Raw genomic sequence first — 18,403 nt, 5'->3', positions numbered from 1 at the left:
ACCCAAGTCTAGTAATATTCACCACTCCTTGTCCATAGACTGTACAAATGGGCTTTTTGAGGAGGAATTAAATAATGAAAACAGGGGACTATGCAGTTACAGAAGATATGCTATCTCGATACTACGAATTAAATAAGCTACGGAAAGAAATCGACTCCGAAATGAAAGAACTTAAAGAGATATTTCATTCCTATATGGACCACCGAGTAGGAGAGAACAAAAAAGGGGAATTTTCAGAAGGAAGTTATCAGTTAGTACGGCAAATTAGAAAAGCTGAGAAATACCTTGAAGCTGAAACCGTAGAGAAATTAGAAGAAATGCAGCTTCATGATTTAATTCAAGTACAAAAGAAACCAGATGTTACAAAGATTAATGCAGCTGCTGAATTAGGTTTGCTCCGGGAAGATGAATTAGAAGAATTAAAAACAACAAGTTACACACAAGCAATCGCAGTGAAGAAAGTATAGGTTGCTACCTAATTTATAATGTTAAACCGTAATAGAATGCGCCTGTTAATTGGTGTTTTGGATTTGACTGATTGGAAGAATCCTTTTCATCAATTTAACAAAGGTGCATTTTTGTTTTAGTGTTTATCAGGTCGATTTATGCTAGAACGATTATATCCAGCTGCTTCTTTTATCTTACCAACGCTTCAGATAGTCATCTCCTTTATGAGCGACCGCTTTTTCTTCCTTAATCTAATTCTGGGCACTCATCTTCTTTATGAGTGACCGCTTTTCCTGCCTTCCTCTAATCCTGGGCACTCATCTCCTCTATGAGCGACTCCTTTTTCTACCTTCCTTTAATTCTGGGCACTCATCTCCTCTATGAGCGCCTCCTTTTTCTACCTTCCTTTAATTCTGGGCACTCATCAGCTCTATGAGCGACCACTTTTTCTACCTTTCTCTAATTCTGGGCACTCATCTCCTCTATGAGCGACCGCTTTTTCTACCTTCCTTTAATTCTGGTCACTCATCTCCTCTGTGAGTGACCACTTTTTCTGCCTTCCTTTAATTCTGGGCACTCATCTCCTCTGTGAGTGAGTCAAGTCCCTATTATTGTGTAAAATCAAAAATACAAATTATCAACCACTTTAAATATATAGTTGTATTTGTTTTGGAAGGAAGGGTACCCTTCCTTCCAAAACAAATTTCGCTCACGATCAGGCCTATTTGTCCCTGTTGAAAATGGGTCTTTTCTTTTGTTCTTCTTCCTCGTAATCCATTAATACAGCTCCAATTAAACGAAAAGCAGATTGCGTATTCGGGAAGATACGAATTACTCTTTCCCTGCGTCTTACTTCTTGGTTTAGTCGTTCGAGGGAGTTTGTACTACGTATATGCTTTTGATATTCTTGTGGTTCATTAAGATACTGAATGGCATCATCAAAACCAACTTCTAAATTATTTATTACTTTTTCCAGTTTGGGATTATCTTGGCGTTGATGGACGAATTCATCTTTTATCTTTCGTGCGTTTTCAGGTGTTACTACAGCGAAAATGCGTTTTAATTCTTCTTTTATATCTTCCATTCCTTTTTTGGGTAGCCGTTCGATGAGGTTTTTCTTAAAATGAACCGTACAACGCTGCCAGGACGTTCCAATAAACACTTTCTGTATCGCTTTTTTTAATCCTGAATGTGCATCGGAAATAACGAGTTTTGGTGATTGTAAACCACGTCCTACTAATTCATTTAAGAATTCTTTCCAAGCTTCATAGCTTTCCTCATGACTTACCTTCAACCCAATTACTTCACGTTTATTCCCCTCATTTAACCCCGTGGCAATATATACTGCTTTAGATACCACTTTATGATGCTCGCGAACTTTGATATACATCGCATCTACATATACATATCGATAATAATCGGTACTTAATGAACGACTTGCCCATTCTTTTACAACCGGATCAAGCTTTTCCGTAAGACTAGATACGAAAGATTTCGAAACGTATTCTCCACACAATTGTTCCACCACATTTTTTACTTTTCGAGTGGATACGCCATTCACCACCATTTCAAGCATCGATAAAGCAAATGCTTGGTCACAACGCCTATATTTTTCAAATACGGTTGGGGCAAATTCTCCACTTCGTGTTCGAGGTACACGCAACTTGATTTTCCCAATACTCAACATATAATCTCGCTCATAGTAACCATTTCTATAGTCTTGGCGTTCTTCCGTTCGTTCATAGGTCTCCGCTTTTAAATATTCATCACGTTCTTTTTCCATGTATTCATTCAAAACTAGGATGATAGTTGATTTCACTACATGATCTAGATTGGAATTCATGATAGAGTCTTTTAGAAAGTCCATATTTAGGTTAAACTGTAATTGGGTCATTTTAATTCTCCTTCCGGTGTATTCGTGGTTGATTACATTGTAACCGAAAGAGATTAAAATGACTCTTTTTCTTTTTACACAATTATATGGACTTAATCTGTGAGTGACCACTTTTTCTGCCTTCCTTTAATTCTGGGCACTCATCTCCTCTATGAGCGACCGCTTTTTCTACCTTCCTCTAATTCTGGGCACTCATCTCCTCTATGAGCGACCGCTTTTTCTACCTTCCTCTGCACTCATAAGATTAAGTCACTATTATTGTGTAAAAGGAAAAGCCACCCTTCTCACCAGGGATTATTCTATACAATAATAATTACTTAGCTTTTATCTTACCGAATTTGGCAGGGCTTCTGAATTGAGGGAACATAAATCATTTTTATCTTACCGTTCTTGGCTATGCTTCTACACTATGGGCACATAAACACCTTTTTTTTACCGATCTTGGCTATGCTTCTACACTATGGGCACATAAACACCTTTTATCTTACCGTCCTTGGCTATGCTTCTATACTATGGGTACATAAACACCTTTTATCTTACCGTCCTTGGCTATGCTTCTACACTATGGGCACATAAATGTCTTTAATGTTACCGTTCTTGAGGGATTCTCTACATTACGGGAACTTAAACACCTTTTATCTTACCGTATTTGTGGCGACTACTTTAATTCGGGAGCATAGCTTAACATACCATTCCACTCCCCATAACTGCTTGTATTTCATGGCTAATTTATTTTTATCCTTTGTACATACGAAGCAGACACGAATGATAATAATTTCACCTTATTGGTAAATACTAAGGACCGAAACTAAAACAATGAGGTGATTATCGTGGGTAGAGATGAGCATAAGAAGTCTAAGAATAATTTTCTTTCGCAAACTCCTGAAAATCAAAAGTCAGATGGTCGTGATATCGAGTTCTCCGAGGAATTAGCAGATTATGATGACAAAGAGGCTCAAGCAAGAAGTCGGGCAGCAGATAAGCGTGCAAAGAAAAAATAGTTAGGAAAAAGAGGAGATTCCTTTGCGAATCGCCTCTTTTCTACTTCTTAAATAACGTATAGGCTTCCCGTTGAACTAGGGATAACAATTGATCAAACGTTTGATCAACACGTCAGCATCACTTCCGATAAGCAGTTTCCCCACCACATATTGTATACTGAATATCCAACTCTTCATTTACAAGAAGAAGATCTGCATCCTTCCCTACTTCAATACTCCCCTTTTTATCAAAAATACCAATTTGCTTAGCGGGGTTTACCGAAGCCATCTGGATTACGTCTTCTATATCCACTCCGTTTAAACTTAGCATATTCTTAACGCCATCAATCATTTGCAGAACACTTCCAGCTAAACTACCATTCTCAAGTATTGCTCTACCCTCTTTTACTGTCACAGGCTGTCCGCCTAATTCATAATCACCGTCTGCTAGCCCTTTTGCTCGCATCGCATCAGTAATAATAATGATCCGTTCTGAACCCATCGCATCGTATATTAGTTGCATCATTTCTGGCACGACATGAATCCCGTCCGTGATTAACTCTGCACGTAAATTATCTAATTGAAAAGCTGCTCCCACGGCCCCAATGTCACGATGATGGATGCCATTCATTGCATTGCATAAATGAGTTAATTGGCGAACACCTTGAGTTACAGCTGTTTTCATTTGAGAAAAGGAAGCATCTGTATGACCAGCAGATACATTAATTCCAGCTTCATATAAATCTCTGATAAATTCTCCATTTGTATCATGCTCGGGTGCCATCGTTATCGTTCGAATCCGATTCCTAGAGGCTTGCTGCCAATGTCGAAATTGGTTTATGTCTGGCTCTACAATATACTCTTTTGGCTGCGCTCCAGCTTTCGACACTTCGACAAATGGTCCTTCTAAATGAACACCCACCATTTCTGCGGTACCAGGCTGATTACTGAAAGAACCAACATTCAAAAGCGCTTTTTCAATTTCTTCAGGTGATTGGGTAATTGTCGTTGCAAGAAAACTTGTTGTTCCTTCACTTGGAAGTTTTTCTGCTAATAGTTGTAATGAATGAGCCTCTGCATCCATTACATCGACGCCATATCCACCATGAATATGCCCGTCAATAAATCCTGGCATCGCACTCCATTTATGTTTGGCATCAATTACTTCCATACCTTGTGATGGTTCAAACTGCTCCTGCCCGGAAATAATTCGATCAATTTTTCCGTTACTTACAATGATTCCTGCATTCTCTATTTTTTCAAAGCCAGTATAAATCGTTTTTATATTCTTTATCCATACGTTTCCGTTCCCCATTTTTCAGGCACTCCCATTCTAAAGCATCAATTATATAGTACTTTTATTATATACCTTCTACCGAAAACAAAAAAGATTGCTGTCGATATTTCCCGGGAAATGATAGAACACCTACCAATATGTAAAAATAGAAGGTATCCACTTGGATACCCTCCCCCTTACTTTTTATTTTCGTTAAAATAAGCCACAATTGCATCAGCAATTCTTCCTGAAGCTTGTCCATCCCCATAAGGATTAGACGCTTGTGCCATTTTTTCATATGCTTCTTTATCTGTTAATAATTCGTGCGCCATGCGGAATATATTATCTTCGTCTGTACCCGCTAATTTTAATGTTCCTGCCTTTACTCCTTCTGGACGTTCTGTTGTATCACGTAAAACTAATACAGGAACACCCAGTGAAGGAGCGTCTTCTTGAATACCACCAGAATCAGTCATAATTAAATGCGATCTCGACATAAAATTATGGAAATCAATTACCGGCAGTGGATCGATCAACTGGATACGATCATGGTTATTTAAAATTTGATTGGCTGTTTCTCTTACTTTTGGATTTAAATGTACCGGATAAATCACATGGATATCTTCATGTTCGTCAACTAACCGTTTAATCGCTCGAAACATTTGTTCCATGTTACTCCCAAGATTTTCACGTCGATGTGCAGTAACAAGAACAATTTTTTTATCCGTTACGGCTTCTAAAATTTCGCTCTTGTACTCCGAAGAAATCGTTGTTTTCAATGCATCGATTCCTGTATTTCCCGTTACAACAATATCTTCTTCTGGTTTATTCTCTTGAAGTAAATTTTCTTTCGCTTGGTCAGTGGGAGAAAAGTGTAAGTCTGCAATTACACCCGTTAACTGTCGATTCATCTCCTCTGGATATGGAGAGTATTTATTCCACGTTCGCAGCCCCGCCTCTACATGACCTACAGTAATCTGCTTATAGTATGCCGTTAATGAAGCTACAAATGTTGTAGTCGTATCTCCATGAACAAGGACGATATCAGGTTTTGTTTCATCCATGATTGTTTCTAATCCTTCTAGACCGCTTTTGGTAATTTGGGCTAGTGTCTGATTCTGTTTCATTAAATTAAGATCATAATCTGGTGTAATAGCGAATGTTTCCAATACTTGATCTAACATTTCTCGATGCTGAGCTGTAACAGTAACAATCGTTTCAAACTCATCTGGACGTTTCTTTAATTCCAATACAAGTGGTGCCATTTTTATAGCTTCTGGTCTTGTTCCAAATATATTCATTACCTTAATACGTTTCACTTGGATCACGCTCCGTTGACATAATTCTTTCTTTTTGATGTTACTTTTTATATAGTTATGTAAAAGGAATGATATTTTCTTTTCACTCATATTATATCGTTACAACCTATAAGATGATAGTTATAAAATGATTACAAACATAATGATTCATTTACATACATTTAAACTATTTTAACATTGTCCCCAATTCTCGCATATCATTCGCTTATTCCCTACATAAATTACTGAACAAAATCTAAATAAGGAGAACCACGTATGGCGACGAAAAAATCGTTCAAAATGAATTTAATCTATGCATTACTTATTGTGATTGCAGTAATTATAACTAGTGGTTCTGCATATGCGTACCACCTATATTCTACTGCTGAAAAATTGGTAGAAGATAATCATGAATCTACTGGGAGAGAAAATGAAACATCGCAATTACGTACAGAAAAAGTAAATCCAATTGAAGACAATGTCTCCATCTTATTTATCGGTATAGATGAAAGAGACCCCTCTGAACAAAGCCGATCGGATGCGTTAATTTTGGCGACTTTTAACAAAGCGGAAAAATCCATTAAGTTACTTAGCATTCCTCGTGACTCATATATGTATATACCCGCAGTTGAGCGATATACCAAAGTCAATCATGCGCATGCATATGGAGGACCGTTGGCATCCATCGAAACCATAGAAGAATTCTTTCAAATTCCGATTGATTATTATGTACGGCTAAACTTTGATGCATTTGTTGATGTAGTAGATGCATTAGACGGAATCTATTATGATGTGCCTTTTCAAATTAGTGAGATGGATTCAAATGATCAAGCAGATGCAATTCAATTAGAAGAAGGGTATCAACAAATCAATGGAGAAGAAGCTTTAGCACTTGCACGAACAAGAAAATATGATAGTGATGTTCAAAGAGGTATAAGACAGCAAGAAATCGTAACAGCTATTGCTAGCAAGGCTACTCAACTTTCTTCCGTTTTGAAATTAGAAGATGTTTTAGTTGCTATCGGTGACAATATGCGCACGAACTTCACCTTTCAAGAGATTACTTCATTCTCTTCTTATATGATAAACTCATCCATTAATATAGAGAAGATTAATCTTGAAGGTGCTGGCGGCTATCTGGATAATGGCGGTTGGTATTATCAAGTAGCAGAGCAAAGCCAGCAGGAAATCACTGACCAATTGCGTAAACATTTAGGATTGCCAGCGGTATACAGCACAAATGAATTAACGGAAGATAATCCTATTCATCCATAAGTTGAAATTTCATTCAGTCCGGGCTTTCGTTGTTAGTAGCACCGAATCGGACATTTATTAATTATATATCCGCTACTTACCCTTTTTGCAACGCCTTATCGTCTTAAAGCATGGTATTATTGCTCGTTACATGCAGAAAAAAATATGAACTGCCCCAAGGCTAATAGCCAGTAAGCAGTTCATGTTTTTCACTATTTACGAAAGATAATACGCACTATAAATTCAAACAACTTCAAGATTCGTGTAAATCTTGTTGGCTGATTTATAAAGCGGTACAACCATTCTAAATTTAGCTTCACCCAAATATCAGGTGCTCTTTTCACTTCCCCTGCCAATCCATCAAATGTACCTCCGACACCGATAAATAATCCTTTTTCAAATAGATGTTTGTATGTAGATATCCATTTTTCTTGTCTAGGGAAACCTGTTGCTACAAAAATAATATCTGGATTCGTCTCACTAATCGATTCTGCCAATTCCTTATCTTTCAAATCGAAGAACCCATGGTGATTTCCTGCAATAGTTAGATTGGGAAATTGTTCTTTCACATTGTACACTGCCTTCTTGTTCACTGCTTCACTCGCACCAAGGAAATAACAACTTAATCCAGATTTGTTAGCGTATTGTAATAAATCTAAGGATACATCATAGCCAGCAATTCTTTCCGTTAAAGGTGTCTTTAGAATTTTGGCGGCCATGATGATGCCTATCCCATCCGGGACGGTATAATCCGCTGATTGAACAATTTTTTTGAACTCTGCATCCTCTCTTGTCTTCATGACAATTTCTGGATTTGCAGTAACAATAAATGTTTGCTTTTCATTATCTAATCTTGGGTAGATATCCTCTTCTAAAAATTTTTTCTTTGTTTTGTTAACAAAAGGTATCTCCATAACTTCTACTTTTCGACTATTTTCGCTCATTATTTCGCAACCTTTCTCCACAAAATTCCCTTATTTTCAGTAACTTGTAATGAAATTGTTATTTACCTTTCTATGAAACCATAGTAAAATGAAGGTTAGTGTTTTACTATTTTCAGAAAAAAAATATAGTTTAAACATGTACTGATATAATTCTTATCATATAATATACTATATGATAATACGATAATACATTAAATTATTTATTTCTTAAGGGGACTTTCTTATGTCAAAAAAACGGAAAGAAACTCGAATTGTGAGAAGAAAAAAGCGTAAAGTCAGAAAACGCATTTATTTTATATTACTTCCAGCACTTATACTCTTTATTGGTGTGGCTTCTTATATTGGACATTTATATGTCACTGCAGGCAGTGTTCTTGACGATTCGTACGAAAAAGATGAACGTGGCAAATCTGAATTGAGAGATTCAGAGGTTAATCCAGACATTGATAATGTCACGGTTTTAATTATGGGTGTAGATACAAGTGATGTACGAGGGAACGAAGAAAATGCGAGAACAGACGCACTTATGTTAGCTTCCTTAAATAAGGATGATAAAAGTGTAAAGCTTCTCAGTGTGCCTCGTGATTCTTATGTATATATTCCAACAGTAGATCGTTTCGATAAAATCAATCACGCCCATGCTTTTGGAGGAACGACTGGAACTATAGAAACAGTAGAAAGCCTACTCGATATTCCAGTTGACTACTATGTGAAACTTAACTTTGAAGCATTTATTGATGTTGTAGATTCTCTAGGTGGAATCGAAGCTGAAGTACCATATGAATTAAAAGAACAAGATTCAGAAGATACTGCTGGAGCTATTCACTTAATGCCAGGGGTACAGGAGTTAAATGGTGAAGAAGCATTAGCCCTTGCACGTACAAGAAAGCAAGATAATGATATTGAACGCGGGAAACGACAGCAAGAAATTATCGAAGGAGTTGTCGATAAAACAGTTTCCTTACAATCCATATTTAAAATTGATGATGTCGTAAAATCCGTAGGCGACAATATGACAACAAATATGAAATTTAGTGAAATGAAAAGCTTTTTCTCTTATATTACAGCTGGTTCGAATTTAAAGATTGAAACATTAAGCCTAGAAGGAACAGATGATACAAGTCAAGGACCATACTACTGGATGATAGATGAAGCAGCATTAAGTCAAACTAAACAGACATTACAAGCACATCTAGACATCGAACCAACTAATAATTGGAATAACAGTAATGCAACTTCAGATCCAGAAACGGATCAAGGTTATCAAAACTAAGAAAAATGCCACTTCATTTTAATGAAGTGGCATTTTTCTATCTCATTATTTATGATGTTGCTTACCTGCTTTTTTAATCATATTTGTCATCGGTTTAAATTCACTGTTAATTAACTCTAAATTCTCTATTAAGATAATCAGCACTGACGATACAATAAATAATATGAGCAGCGATCCCCAAAGTGTTGTCATCGAAAATAAAATAGCTGCTACACTAAATAATGCACTTAATGAATAAATCAGTAATACTGTTTGTTTATGCGAAAAACCAAATTGAATCAAACGATGATGTAAGTGAGCACTATCTGGACTTGATACAGGTTGTTTGTTTATTTTCCTCCGTATCATAGCAATAAGCGTATCAGAAATAGGAACTCCCAAAATAAATATTGGAATTAAAAACGATACTACGGTTACATTTTTAAATCCTAATAAAGATAACACTGCAATCATAAAACCTAAAAATAATGCCCCAGTATCTCCCATAAAAATCTTTGCGGGAAAGAAATTATATCGTAAGAATCCAAGTGTACTAAATAATAAGATAAAAGCAATGGTTATTACATATACATCACCCATCAAAATTGCCATACCAGCAATCGTGGTTAATGCTATCGATGATACGCCTGCAGCTAAACCATCTAATCCATCAATAAAGTTAATGGCATTAGTAATTCCGACAATCCACAATAACGTAAATAACGGGCTAAAGAATCCAAATTCTAACTCTCCACCAAAGGGTAAATTCACGAATTCTACTTGCAAACCACCCCAAAATACGACCAGTGCCGCAGCCAAAAATTGAACAAAAAACTTGAACTTAGCAGACAAGTCATATATATCATCAAAGAGCCCCAATAGGAAGACGATTAATGCTCCACATAAAATTGGTATATGGTACTCACTCGCTGGTTGCAAAATTAATATACCTACTAAGAAGCTAATTACAATAACAATGCCGCCTAAAGTAGGAATTGGCTCTTTATGTACCTTACGAAAGTTAGGTTTATCAGTAAAATGAAGTTTTTTTGAATATCGTATAACCCATGGAGTTACAACTAGTGCAACTACTAAGCTAATCATGGATAGTAGTACAATGTTTACCACATTGACACCTCAATTCATGAATGAATACTTCTTGAATAAGTATACCGTAATAACGATTAAACGTGTACACTTATGAACAAATTTCGTTGAATTTCTCTGTTTATTTTACGTCGAGTTTAAAAATTCACACATACCATTTTTTCACAATCCAACCATATGCTATGATAAGTACAATTAGAGGAGGAATTGCTATGGTATTAAATTTCGCTCATCGTGGATCATTAACAGAAGCACCCGAAAATTCACTGTTGTCATTCGAAAAAGCTCTTAAGCAAGGTGCAAAAGCAATTGAATTAGATGTTCAACTAACGAAGGATAATGTACTTGTTGTTTGTCATGATCATAAGTTAACTCGATTTAACCATTCATCTAAAGAGTTAATTAAAAATATGACATGGGAAGAATTAAAGCAAGTCGATATCAGTGCTTCATTTGGTGATACTTATGGTCCTGCATATGTTCCTAGATTAGAAAATGTATTAGAGCTTGTCCCTAAAGATATTTATCTAAATATAGAAATTAAAAATATTCCAGTACTATATGATGGTATTGAAGAAAGGGTTCTGTCTTGCTTATCAAATTACAATCGATTGGACCGTGTACTCATCTCTTCTTTTGATCACGTTGCACTACAAAAGATTAATAATTTAAATCGTCATATACCATTAGGAATGATCTTTCATTATCGACTATTAGATACGTGGAAGTATGTCGAGCAAAGTAACTTACCTATATATAGTATTCACCCGAATCATGTTTTTGTTGATCAAACGTTTGTCCAACATTGTAAACAAGCTGGATATCATGTATTTCCTTATACTGTAAATGATATGGAAAGATATGATCAATTAATTTCCTATGGAGTAGATGGTGTCTTTAGTAACAATCCAGAGATTTTTAAAATATAAAGCAGAGTGGGGCAAAAGAAAATTAATCAAAAGGTAATCTTCATGATTTAGCTTTTGAACAATACTCTTTGCCCCAATCTCTACTATTCACTACTCATAATATTCTTTACAATTCGCTCGGTAGCCTGCCCATCATTGTAATCAAAATATCGTTGCTTAAACTGCTTCACGTCCTCGATGTTCCTTAATTCCATAGATTGTCTAATCGAAGCAATGAGTGCTTCATTTGTCATTACTATTGGACCTGGCATCGTCTCCTCATAATCATAATAAAAATCTCGCTCAGCCCTATATTCTTCTAAATCATAGGCAAAGAAAATCATTGGCTTCTCTAGAATGCTAAAATCAAATATGATACTTGAATAATCCGTCACTAGAATATCTGCTACAACCAATAATTCTTCAATAGTAAAATCTTCATCTACTAAAATAACAGAAGAATTATCCTCTCGCTCATATTTCATATACGGATGTAAATGTATCATAAGTAAATAATCTTCTCCTAATTTCTCTGTAAACTTGTCTATATTAATAGGAATTTCAAAGTTTTTTTGATTATGACTACCACCACGATAAGTTGGTGCATAGAGAACTTTCTTCTTATTTCCATGAGAAGGAAATTTAGCTTGAAACTTATATAAAGCTTGAAGTTTTTGTTTTTCATCAAAAAAATAATCTGTTCTTGGAATACCAAGTGGGTATATATTTTTACTATCCATATTAAATGCTTCCGCAAAGTATGGAATTACTTCATCTGAGCTTACAAATGCTTTTGTATAGTTACCATGGATAGGTATATAATTTAAATAATTTCGACTTGGTCCATAAGGTTTATCAATCGTACTATAACCGAATTTCTTCAACGCTCCTGCGCTATGCCAAAGTTGAATCACCTGCACACTCTTTCTAGGCTTTACTGCATAAACAAGAAAATAATAGTCATCAATGAAAAAATAACGCGATGTTGCTAAATGATAGCTAGCTCGAAACATATGAATAATATAACCGATCTTCCCTAATAAAGAGCTATCCATCTTTTGTAGTAAATAAGTATTTTCCATCCCCGGATAATGTTCTTGTAAATAAGCTTCGATTTGAGCTAAATTACCTTTTATATCATGTGAGCGATAGGAAGCAAAAGTTGCTTTATTTTGTTTTAGAGGAAATATACAACACAATGAATAGATTACTCTCAGGACCCACTTTACAATGATTGTCGGAACTAATTTTAATCGAGACAAATCATCCTCTCCTCTACAATAGGTACTTTTCAATATATTCAACTTGTTTTTGAAGTACCGGTTGCTGATTTTCAGGAGAATAAAAAATATCTAGTACTCTGCTTCTATCTTTTTGATACTTCATTGGCTCTTCAATTGACTCTTTCATGTAATTTATTAATTCATTAAATTGATATGCCTTTGGTCCAGGTGTGACATCAAAATAATTAAAATACATTTGATTCGCTTTGGTGAGATATAAATCAATGTCATAACAAAAGAATAAAACTGGTCTATCCAATAATAGATAGTCTGTGTAACAACTAGAGTAATCTGTAATAAGTATATCGGTATATTTCAATAACAACTGTGGATCATAAGATTGTTCCGATATGTCTTTAATATTGCTATAGGAAGTCGGTACGTTTCCTTGACTATACATATGACGCTTAAAAACAAATGTATATCCATTATCTTCACAAAACGCATTTAACTTCTCAAAATTAAAAACGAGACTAATATCTTTCTCAAATTTACCCACACTTCGATGAGTCGGCATATAAAGAATGATTTTTCCTTCTCTTATCCATTCTGGGATCAATTTATCCTCTTCTGTTTCCATAAAGAATACATCGTTACGCACTTGTCCCAATTCAAGTACATTTTCTCTAGGAACTAGAAATGTCTCCGGATAATAAGAACTCACAGACTCACTCGTTGAAACAACATAACTTTTTTTCGTTAAATTTGCTTTTACTACGAACATTGCAAAGAATTTTCGTATCCTATTCTGATCATGAATAACTTTGTAAGAAAATGTATGTTTATTGGCTCCCCATACTTTCTTTAATCCAACTCCATGCCATGTATTATAGGAAATCGCCCCACCAACAAATGTTTTACTAAAATCATCGTTAATTGAATGTGAATGTACAATTACTTTCGCTCGAAGTTGGTTGATGATTCCCTTTATCGAATGATGCTTATATGCTTGATAACCAAGAGAATTTATTTCATTCACTACTCTTTGATTTTTACTGATCCATACACACTGTAGACTATCATTCTTATTCATTTCTAAAAACAAATATTTTGTATTCCCTCTAAATCCATTTCCACTTTCTCCTCCAAAAACGATAAGGTTTTTGGATTTTGGAAAAAGCTTTGATAGAAAATGGATGGTTACGACTACTGACCTTTTTAATATTAGGCGAGTCTTTTTAGTTAGAGGCTTGCTTACTGATAAAAATATAAGCACTAACAGTATTAACTGAATAACTTGAAACACGGTTTCATCCATACCTATCCCTCTTATGCTAGTTTATTTACTGTCTCTTTCTTCATTGTTTTTTGAACTTGTTTTCGTATGACGATATCCTGTCCGTCTAAACAAACCCCATTCTCTGATAATAAATGACTAACAACTTCGCCAACATGTTCAGGCTGCATTATGGTTGTTGGATCTTCATCAGGAGCAAGAACCTTCCTCAGTTCGGTCGCACAACGACCAGGAGATACACAATAAACCAGTATGTTATAGTCAGATAACTCATCTGAAATCGTCTGTGAAAAACTAATCAAAGCTGCTTTTGATGAAGCATATGCCGACCACCCAGGTCTAGATGAACTGCCAGCAGTTGACGCAACATTCAATATTTTCCCTCCGGTATTCTTCATGAACTTTACTGTTTCTTTCGTTATGTTAAATAAAGAGTGTATATTTATCTGATATGTTTTTTCCCAATCTTCGACAGAGGTCTCTAGTAATGACTTTGGATTTGCATATCCCGCCACATTAATCAGCATATCTATCGTTCCATGTTCTTCTCCAATTAAATGAACCTGTTCTTTTACTTGAGCATAATCCGTTAAATCGATAGCTACAATTTGAACATTATGTTGGTTAACCATTTGATTCCTTGTTTCTACTAATCCATCTTCAGATCTCGCCATTAATATAAAGTTATTTATTTCATGCTGTTTACTAAGTTCAACAGCAATTGCCCGACCAATTCCTCTACTTGCACCTGTAATAATACATGTATTTGTCATGCTTATCCCTCCATATATACGGAATTTTTATAAATTGCTTCAGCAATAATCCGATCAATTGGTTTCGTTATTTTAATATTTTCTTCAAATCCTTTAAGAATCGCAATTGGTGACTGAAAGTAATGAAAGTATAAGCTAGCATCCTCTGTAAATTCTTCTCTATCTTGCCTTGCACACTCATGAGCGTATAACAATTTTGATGTATTGTACTTATGAGGAAGCTGAACATTAACAAGTTGACTTCTCTCTAGATTCTCTTCTACGAATTCTTTACCCTTTAATACAGTAAAAGGAATATCTAATCCGAATATGGCATCTTCACTTCTTTCATTTATTAATTCTTGAAAACCTTCTACAGTAATAAAAGGTCTCACAGCTTCATGGATAATTACCTGTTCATTTGAACATTGAAGCAAACCCAAATAAACCGACTCCTGCCTTGAAGAGCCCCCTTCTATTATTTTAATTGGAGTGTGGAATCCATACTCTCCAATGATTGATTCGGTCTTCTCCATAAATTCTACTGGACAAGGCATTACGACCTCTTCAACTTGATGTAAGCGCTCAATTTTCTCTAATACATGGATGAAAATCGGCTTTCCAGCTAGTAATAAAAATTGTTTTGGGATATTAATTTGCATTCGTTTGCCAATGCCACCTGATAAAAGAACCAGACTATACTTGGACAAAAGAACCACTCCTTTTTTGTCAAGACATGGGAACACTTTAGTATTTATTATACATGTAATGTTAAGAAAAATTAATTGTTTTTTTATTTTCAGTTAACAATTCAAATAAAAATACCCTCTAGCAATTAACTAGAGGGTATTTTTATTTTCAATTATTCACTTTACTATTTCTATACTCTTTTCTTTCCTCGTTGCTCATTTTCTTCCACTTTTTTAAGAATTTTTCATATTTTGGTATAACTTCTTCTGTTAAACCAAAGTCTTTCACTGTTCCATACTCTAGCCACAGTATTTTCTCACAAAACTCTTTCATCTGTCCTAGAGAATGACTTACAAATATCATTGTTTTTCCACAATCTTTAAATTCTCTCATTTTGTTTAAACTTTTCTCAGCGAAAGCTTTGTCACCCACAGATAACGCTTCATCAATAATTAAAATATCAGGATCAACATTAACGGATATAGCAAAACCTAAGCGCGATTTCATTCCACTGGAATAGGATTTTACTGGTTGATCAATAAAATTTTCTAACTCGGCAAATTCTATAATTGCAGGCTCTAGTTCTTTAATTTTATCTTTATTAAAACCTAGCATTAACAATTTTAACTCTATATTGTCTCTACCAGACAAATCCCCTTTTAAACCTGAAGCAACAGCTATTAATGAAACCTGACCGTTTAATTCAACCGTTCCGGATGTTTCTGGAACAATTCCTGCTAATATATTGGAAAGTGTTGATTTACCAGAACCATTTATACCAATAAAACCGATAATATCACCTTTTTCAGCATCAAAATCAACATTATTTAATGCATAAAAATCCTTACCGTAACTTTTTGGACTAATTAGGTCTAGTAACCGCTCTTTATTACCATTATATAATTTATATTTTTTGGTTATATTTTTCGCTTTTATAGCTTTATCCATAATTAACACATGCCTTTATAAGAAATCAATAAAATGTCTTCTGAACTTCATATGCATCCTTGAACCTATTATTAATAATACGATGACTACTCCCCAAAAATAGAGGGTGTACTCCCAATTCGTTATGAAATACCATTCTGTACCAAAAAATGCAGCTCGATATCCTTCAATAATATAATATAATGGATTCAACTTCATTAATTCCATTAGCCACGGAAAATCTTCCAGTTTACTTAGTGGCCATAACACACCAGATAAATATAAAAACATCCGTAATGTAGAATTAAGCAGCATATGAAAATCTCGTATAATTGTTGAAATTGTTGAAGTAATTAATGCTATCGCAAACAATAAACAAAGTGTAGCAAAAATAAAATATACTAATTGAAGATAATATATATTTATAAAATAACCCATTAATTGATAAATAAAAATTGAAATTAATATTGTAATTAGATGCACATAAAATTGTGAGAAAATAATATAACTAGGAATTATACTCATAGGAAAATTCATTTTTGATAACATTCTCAAACGTGAATAAATGGATTTTGATCCTTGTATAGTTGATTGATAAAAAAATGTCCAAACAAAGAATCCACCTATCAACCAAGATATAAATGGTACCGGTTCTCCTCCCATCGTTACATCTTCACGTGAAAGTAATAAACCAAATACAAACCAATATATCATTATTTGAATAGCTGGATTTATTATTTCCCATGCCATTCCTAGATAATTATTTTTATTTTTACTCTTTAATTCATAAAGTGACAATCTACGTACTAAATAAAAATGATCTATTTGCTCTTTAATAATATTTAATGCGGATTTCATTATAGATTCCTTTCAAATACAAGAATTCTTTTTATTACGCTCCTAAATTATACAAGTTATATTTATAAAAAACAATTAGGAAAAAGGCTTACCTAGTGTAAGCCTTTTAAAATTTAAACATTTTCTCAATAACTCTTTTCGTTGAGTTCCCATCCTCTAAATAGCAGAATTGTTCATAAAAATTCTCTGTAGTGTGATTTGGGTGAAAACCATTTTCTTCAATCTCTTTAATTGTAGCCATAATTTGTTCTGTATTTTTTAATAATGGACCCGGAGCTTCATTCTCAAAATCAAAATAAAAGCCACGAAGATTATCCCTATAATCTTCTAAGTCATAGACATAGAAGATTATTGGTCTTTTTAAGTTAGCATAGTCAAAGAATACAGATGAATAATCTGTAATTAACACATCGGATATTAGATACAACTCTCTAATATCTTCATGTTTAGACAAATCAAATACAAATTCATTATAACTCGACAAGTCAATATTCTCTGCTACTAGATAATGCATGCGAAGAATGATTACATAATCTTGTCCCAATTCTTTTTTTAATAAATCAAGATCTAACTTCAGGTCAAATTTATATTTCCCTTTGCTATAAAATTGATTGTCTCTCCATGTAGGAGCATACAAGATTACTTTTTTTTCTAATGGTACGCCTAAGATAGCTTTAATTCTATTAATTTCCTGTAGATTATTTTCATTTAAAAGATAATCATTTCTTGGATAACCCGATTCAATAATTTCTTTATTAAATTGAAAAGCCTGTTTAAATATGTCCGTAGAATAACTATTAGGTGATACTAAAAAATCCCATTTATTTGCCTCATATACAAAATTACGTTTATACTTTTCAGTATTTGTACCAGGCATTTGAACTTCATCTATATCAATCCCTAATTTCTTTAAGGGGGTTCCATGCCAAGTCTGTACATATACAGTTTCTTCAGGTTTTTTTATCCAAAGAGGCATTCTGGAATTAACTACCCAATATTTGGATCTAGCCATTAATATAATCCATTTAAAAGACAAACGTCGGACATACTTAATACTTTTTGCTTCAAATACATGCGTGTGTCTTCGGTCAGCACTCCAATATAATTTATATTCAGGATAATGAATCTTTAAATATTCATAAACTGCTCTTGGATTATCACTAAATTGCTTTCCATGAAAACTTTCAAATACAACAGCTTTATTGTTCTTAGGAAGAATACTACCTAAGAAGTTAAAGGAGCTTGAATACAATTTAAAAAACAACTTAAATATTTTTACCTTCACTATTATTCACC

At 34.3% G+C, this 18,403-nt stretch carries 16 protein-coding genes and 1 pseudogene; 5 read left to right on the top strand and 12 right to left on the bottom strand.

All coding sequences use genetic code 11. The annotated features are described in order from the left end of the window. Positions 1-74: 74 nt before the first annotated feature. A complete protein-coding gene (locus ABC346_RS07310; RefSeq protein ID WP_413234224.1) occupies positions 75-467 on the top strand; it encodes a hypothetical protein in 393 nt (130 codons plus the stop codon). 701 nt (positions 468-1,168) lie between these two features. Here the strand turns inward: ABC346_RS07310 and ABC346_RS07305 are convergent. Next, complete coding sequence (locus ABC346_RS07305; RefSeq protein ID WP_413234223.1) at positions 1,169-2,341, bottom strand: IS256 family transposase; 1,173 nt, start codon at positions 2,339-2,341, stop codon at positions 1,169-1,171. 830 nt (positions 2,342-3,171) lie between these two features. Between ABC346_RS07305 and ABC346_RS07300 the strand changes: the two genes are divergently transcribed. Beyond that, positions 3,172-3,342, top strand: a complete 171-nt coding sequence (locus tag ABC346_RS07300; RefSeq protein ID WP_413234222.1) for a YfhD family protein — start codon at positions 3,172-3,174, stop codon at positions 3,340-3,342. 118 nt (positions 3,343-3,460) lie between these two features. On the opposite strand, the gene nagA is transcribed toward ABC346_RS07300, so the two are convergent. Continuing rightward, positions 3,461-4,636: an N-acetylglucosamine-6-phosphate deacetylase gene (nagA, locus tag ABC346_RS07295; protein ID WP_413234221.1), complete on the bottom strand. Its 1,176-nt coding sequence runs from the start codon at positions 4,634-4,636 to the stop codon at positions 3,461-3,463. A gap of 158 nt (positions 4,637-4,794) precedes the next feature. After that, the gene (wecB, locus tag ABC346_RS07290) at positions 4,795-5,898 is read right to left on the bottom strand and encodes a non-hydrolyzing UDP-N-acetylglucosamine 2-epimerase (RefSeq protein ID WP_413236526.1); all 1,104 of its coding nucleotides are present in this window, start codon (positions 5,896-5,898) and stop codon (positions 4,795-4,797) included. Positions 5,899-6,171: 273 nt separating this feature from the next. Between wecB and ABC346_RS07285 the strand changes: the two genes are divergently transcribed. Beyond that, complete coding sequence (locus tag ABC346_RS07285) at positions 6,172-7,170, top strand: LCP family protein (RefSeq protein WP_413234220.1); 999 nt, start codon at positions 6,172-6,174, stop codon at positions 7,168-7,170. A gap of 191 nt (positions 7,171-7,361) precedes the next feature. On the opposite strand, the gene ABC346_RS07280 is transcribed toward ABC346_RS07285, so the two are convergent. Then, positions 7,362-8,093 (bottom strand): WecB/TagA/CpsF family glycosyltransferase, encoded by a 732-nt coding sequence (locus ABC346_RS07280; protein ID WP_413234219.1) that lies wholly within the window; start codon positions 8,091-8,093, stop codon positions 7,362-7,364. Positions 8,094-8,316: 223 nt separating this feature from the next. On the opposite strand from ABC346_RS07280, the gene ABC346_RS07275 reads away from it, so the two are divergent. Further along, a complete protein-coding gene (locus ABC346_RS07275) occupies positions 8,317-9,366 on the top strand; it encodes an LCP family protein (protein WP_413234218.1) in 1,050 nt (349 codons plus the stop codon). A 45-nt stretch (positions 9,367-9,411) separates the two neighbouring features. Here the strand turns inward: ABC346_RS07275 and ABC346_RS07270 are convergent, their stop codons facing one another. Then, on the bottom strand, positions 9,412-10,449 hold the full coding sequence (locus ABC346_RS07270; protein WP_413236525.1) for a glycosyltransferase family 4 protein: 1,038 nt from the start codon (positions 10,447-10,449) through the stop codon (positions 9,412-9,414). 215 nt (positions 10,450-10,664) lie between these two features. Here ABC346_RS07270 and ABC346_RS07265 point away from each other — a divergent pair, with 215 nt between their 5' ends. Further along, positions 10,665-11,381 (top strand): glycerophosphodiester phosphodiesterase, encoded by a 717-nt coding sequence (locus tag ABC346_RS07265; RefSeq protein ID WP_413234217.1) that lies wholly within the window; start codon positions 10,665-10,667, stop codon positions 11,379-11,381. Between the two features lie 83 nt (positions 11,382-11,464). Here the strand turns inward: ABC346_RS07265 and ABC346_RS07260 are convergent, their stop codons facing one another. The 7 genes and pseudogenes from ABC346_RS07260 to ABC346_RS07230 form a co-directional block, all read right to left on the bottom strand. Next, entirely contained in the window at positions 11,465-12,622 is a 1,158-nt protein-coding gene (locus tag ABC346_RS07260; RefSeq protein WP_413234216.1) for a CDP-glycerol glycerophosphotransferase family protein, read from the bottom strand. 13 nt (positions 12,623-12,635) lie between these two features. Beyond that, positions 12,636-13,901 (bottom strand): CDP-glycerol glycerophosphotransferase family protein, encoded by a 1,266-nt coding sequence (locus tag ABC346_RS07255; protein ID WP_413234215.1) that lies wholly within the window; start codon positions 13,899-13,901, stop codon positions 12,636-12,638. An 11-nt stretch (positions 13,902-13,912) separates the two neighbouring features. Then, positions 13,913-14,653, bottom strand: coding sequence for an SDR family oxidoreductase (locus ABC346_RS07250; RefSeq protein ID WP_413234214.1), 741 nt, complete (start codon positions 14,651-14,653; stop codon positions 13,913-13,915). A gap of 2 nt (positions 14,654-14,655) precedes the next feature. After that, entirely contained in the window at positions 14,656-15,351 is a 696-nt protein-coding gene (locus tag ABC346_RS07245) for an IspD/TarI family cytidylyltransferase (RefSeq protein WP_413234213.1), read from the bottom strand. 139 nt (positions 15,352-15,490) lie between these two features. Beyond that, positions 15,491-16,270 carry a teichoic acids export ABC transporter ATP-binding subunit TagH gene (gene tagH / locus ABC346_RS07240; RefSeq protein ID WP_413234212.1) on the bottom strand — a complete coding sequence of 260 codons (780 nt, stop codon included), beginning with the start codon at positions 16,268-16,270 and terminating at the stop codon, positions 15,491-15,493. A 15-nt stretch (positions 16,271-16,285) separates the two neighbouring features. After that, on the bottom strand, positions 16,286-17,107 hold the full coding sequence (locus tag ABC346_RS07235; RefSeq protein WP_413234211.1) for an ABC transporter permease: 822 nt from the start codon (positions 17,105-17,107) through the stop codon (positions 16,286-16,288). 106 nt (positions 17,108-17,213) lie between these two features. Then, positions 17,214-18,374 (bottom strand): annotated as a pseudogene (locus ABC346_RS07230) (CDP-glycerol glycerophosphotransferase family protein); the annotation flags it as partial. Positions 18,375-18,403 lie beyond the last annotated feature (29 nt).

It is taken from the genome of Oceanobacillus phoenicis, from assembly GCF_047238145.1.
Classification (GTDB): domain Bacteria; phylum Bacillota; class Bacilli; order Bacillales; family Amphibacillaceae; genus Oceanobacillus.
This window is presented reverse-complemented; position numbering and strand designations above follow the sequence as displayed.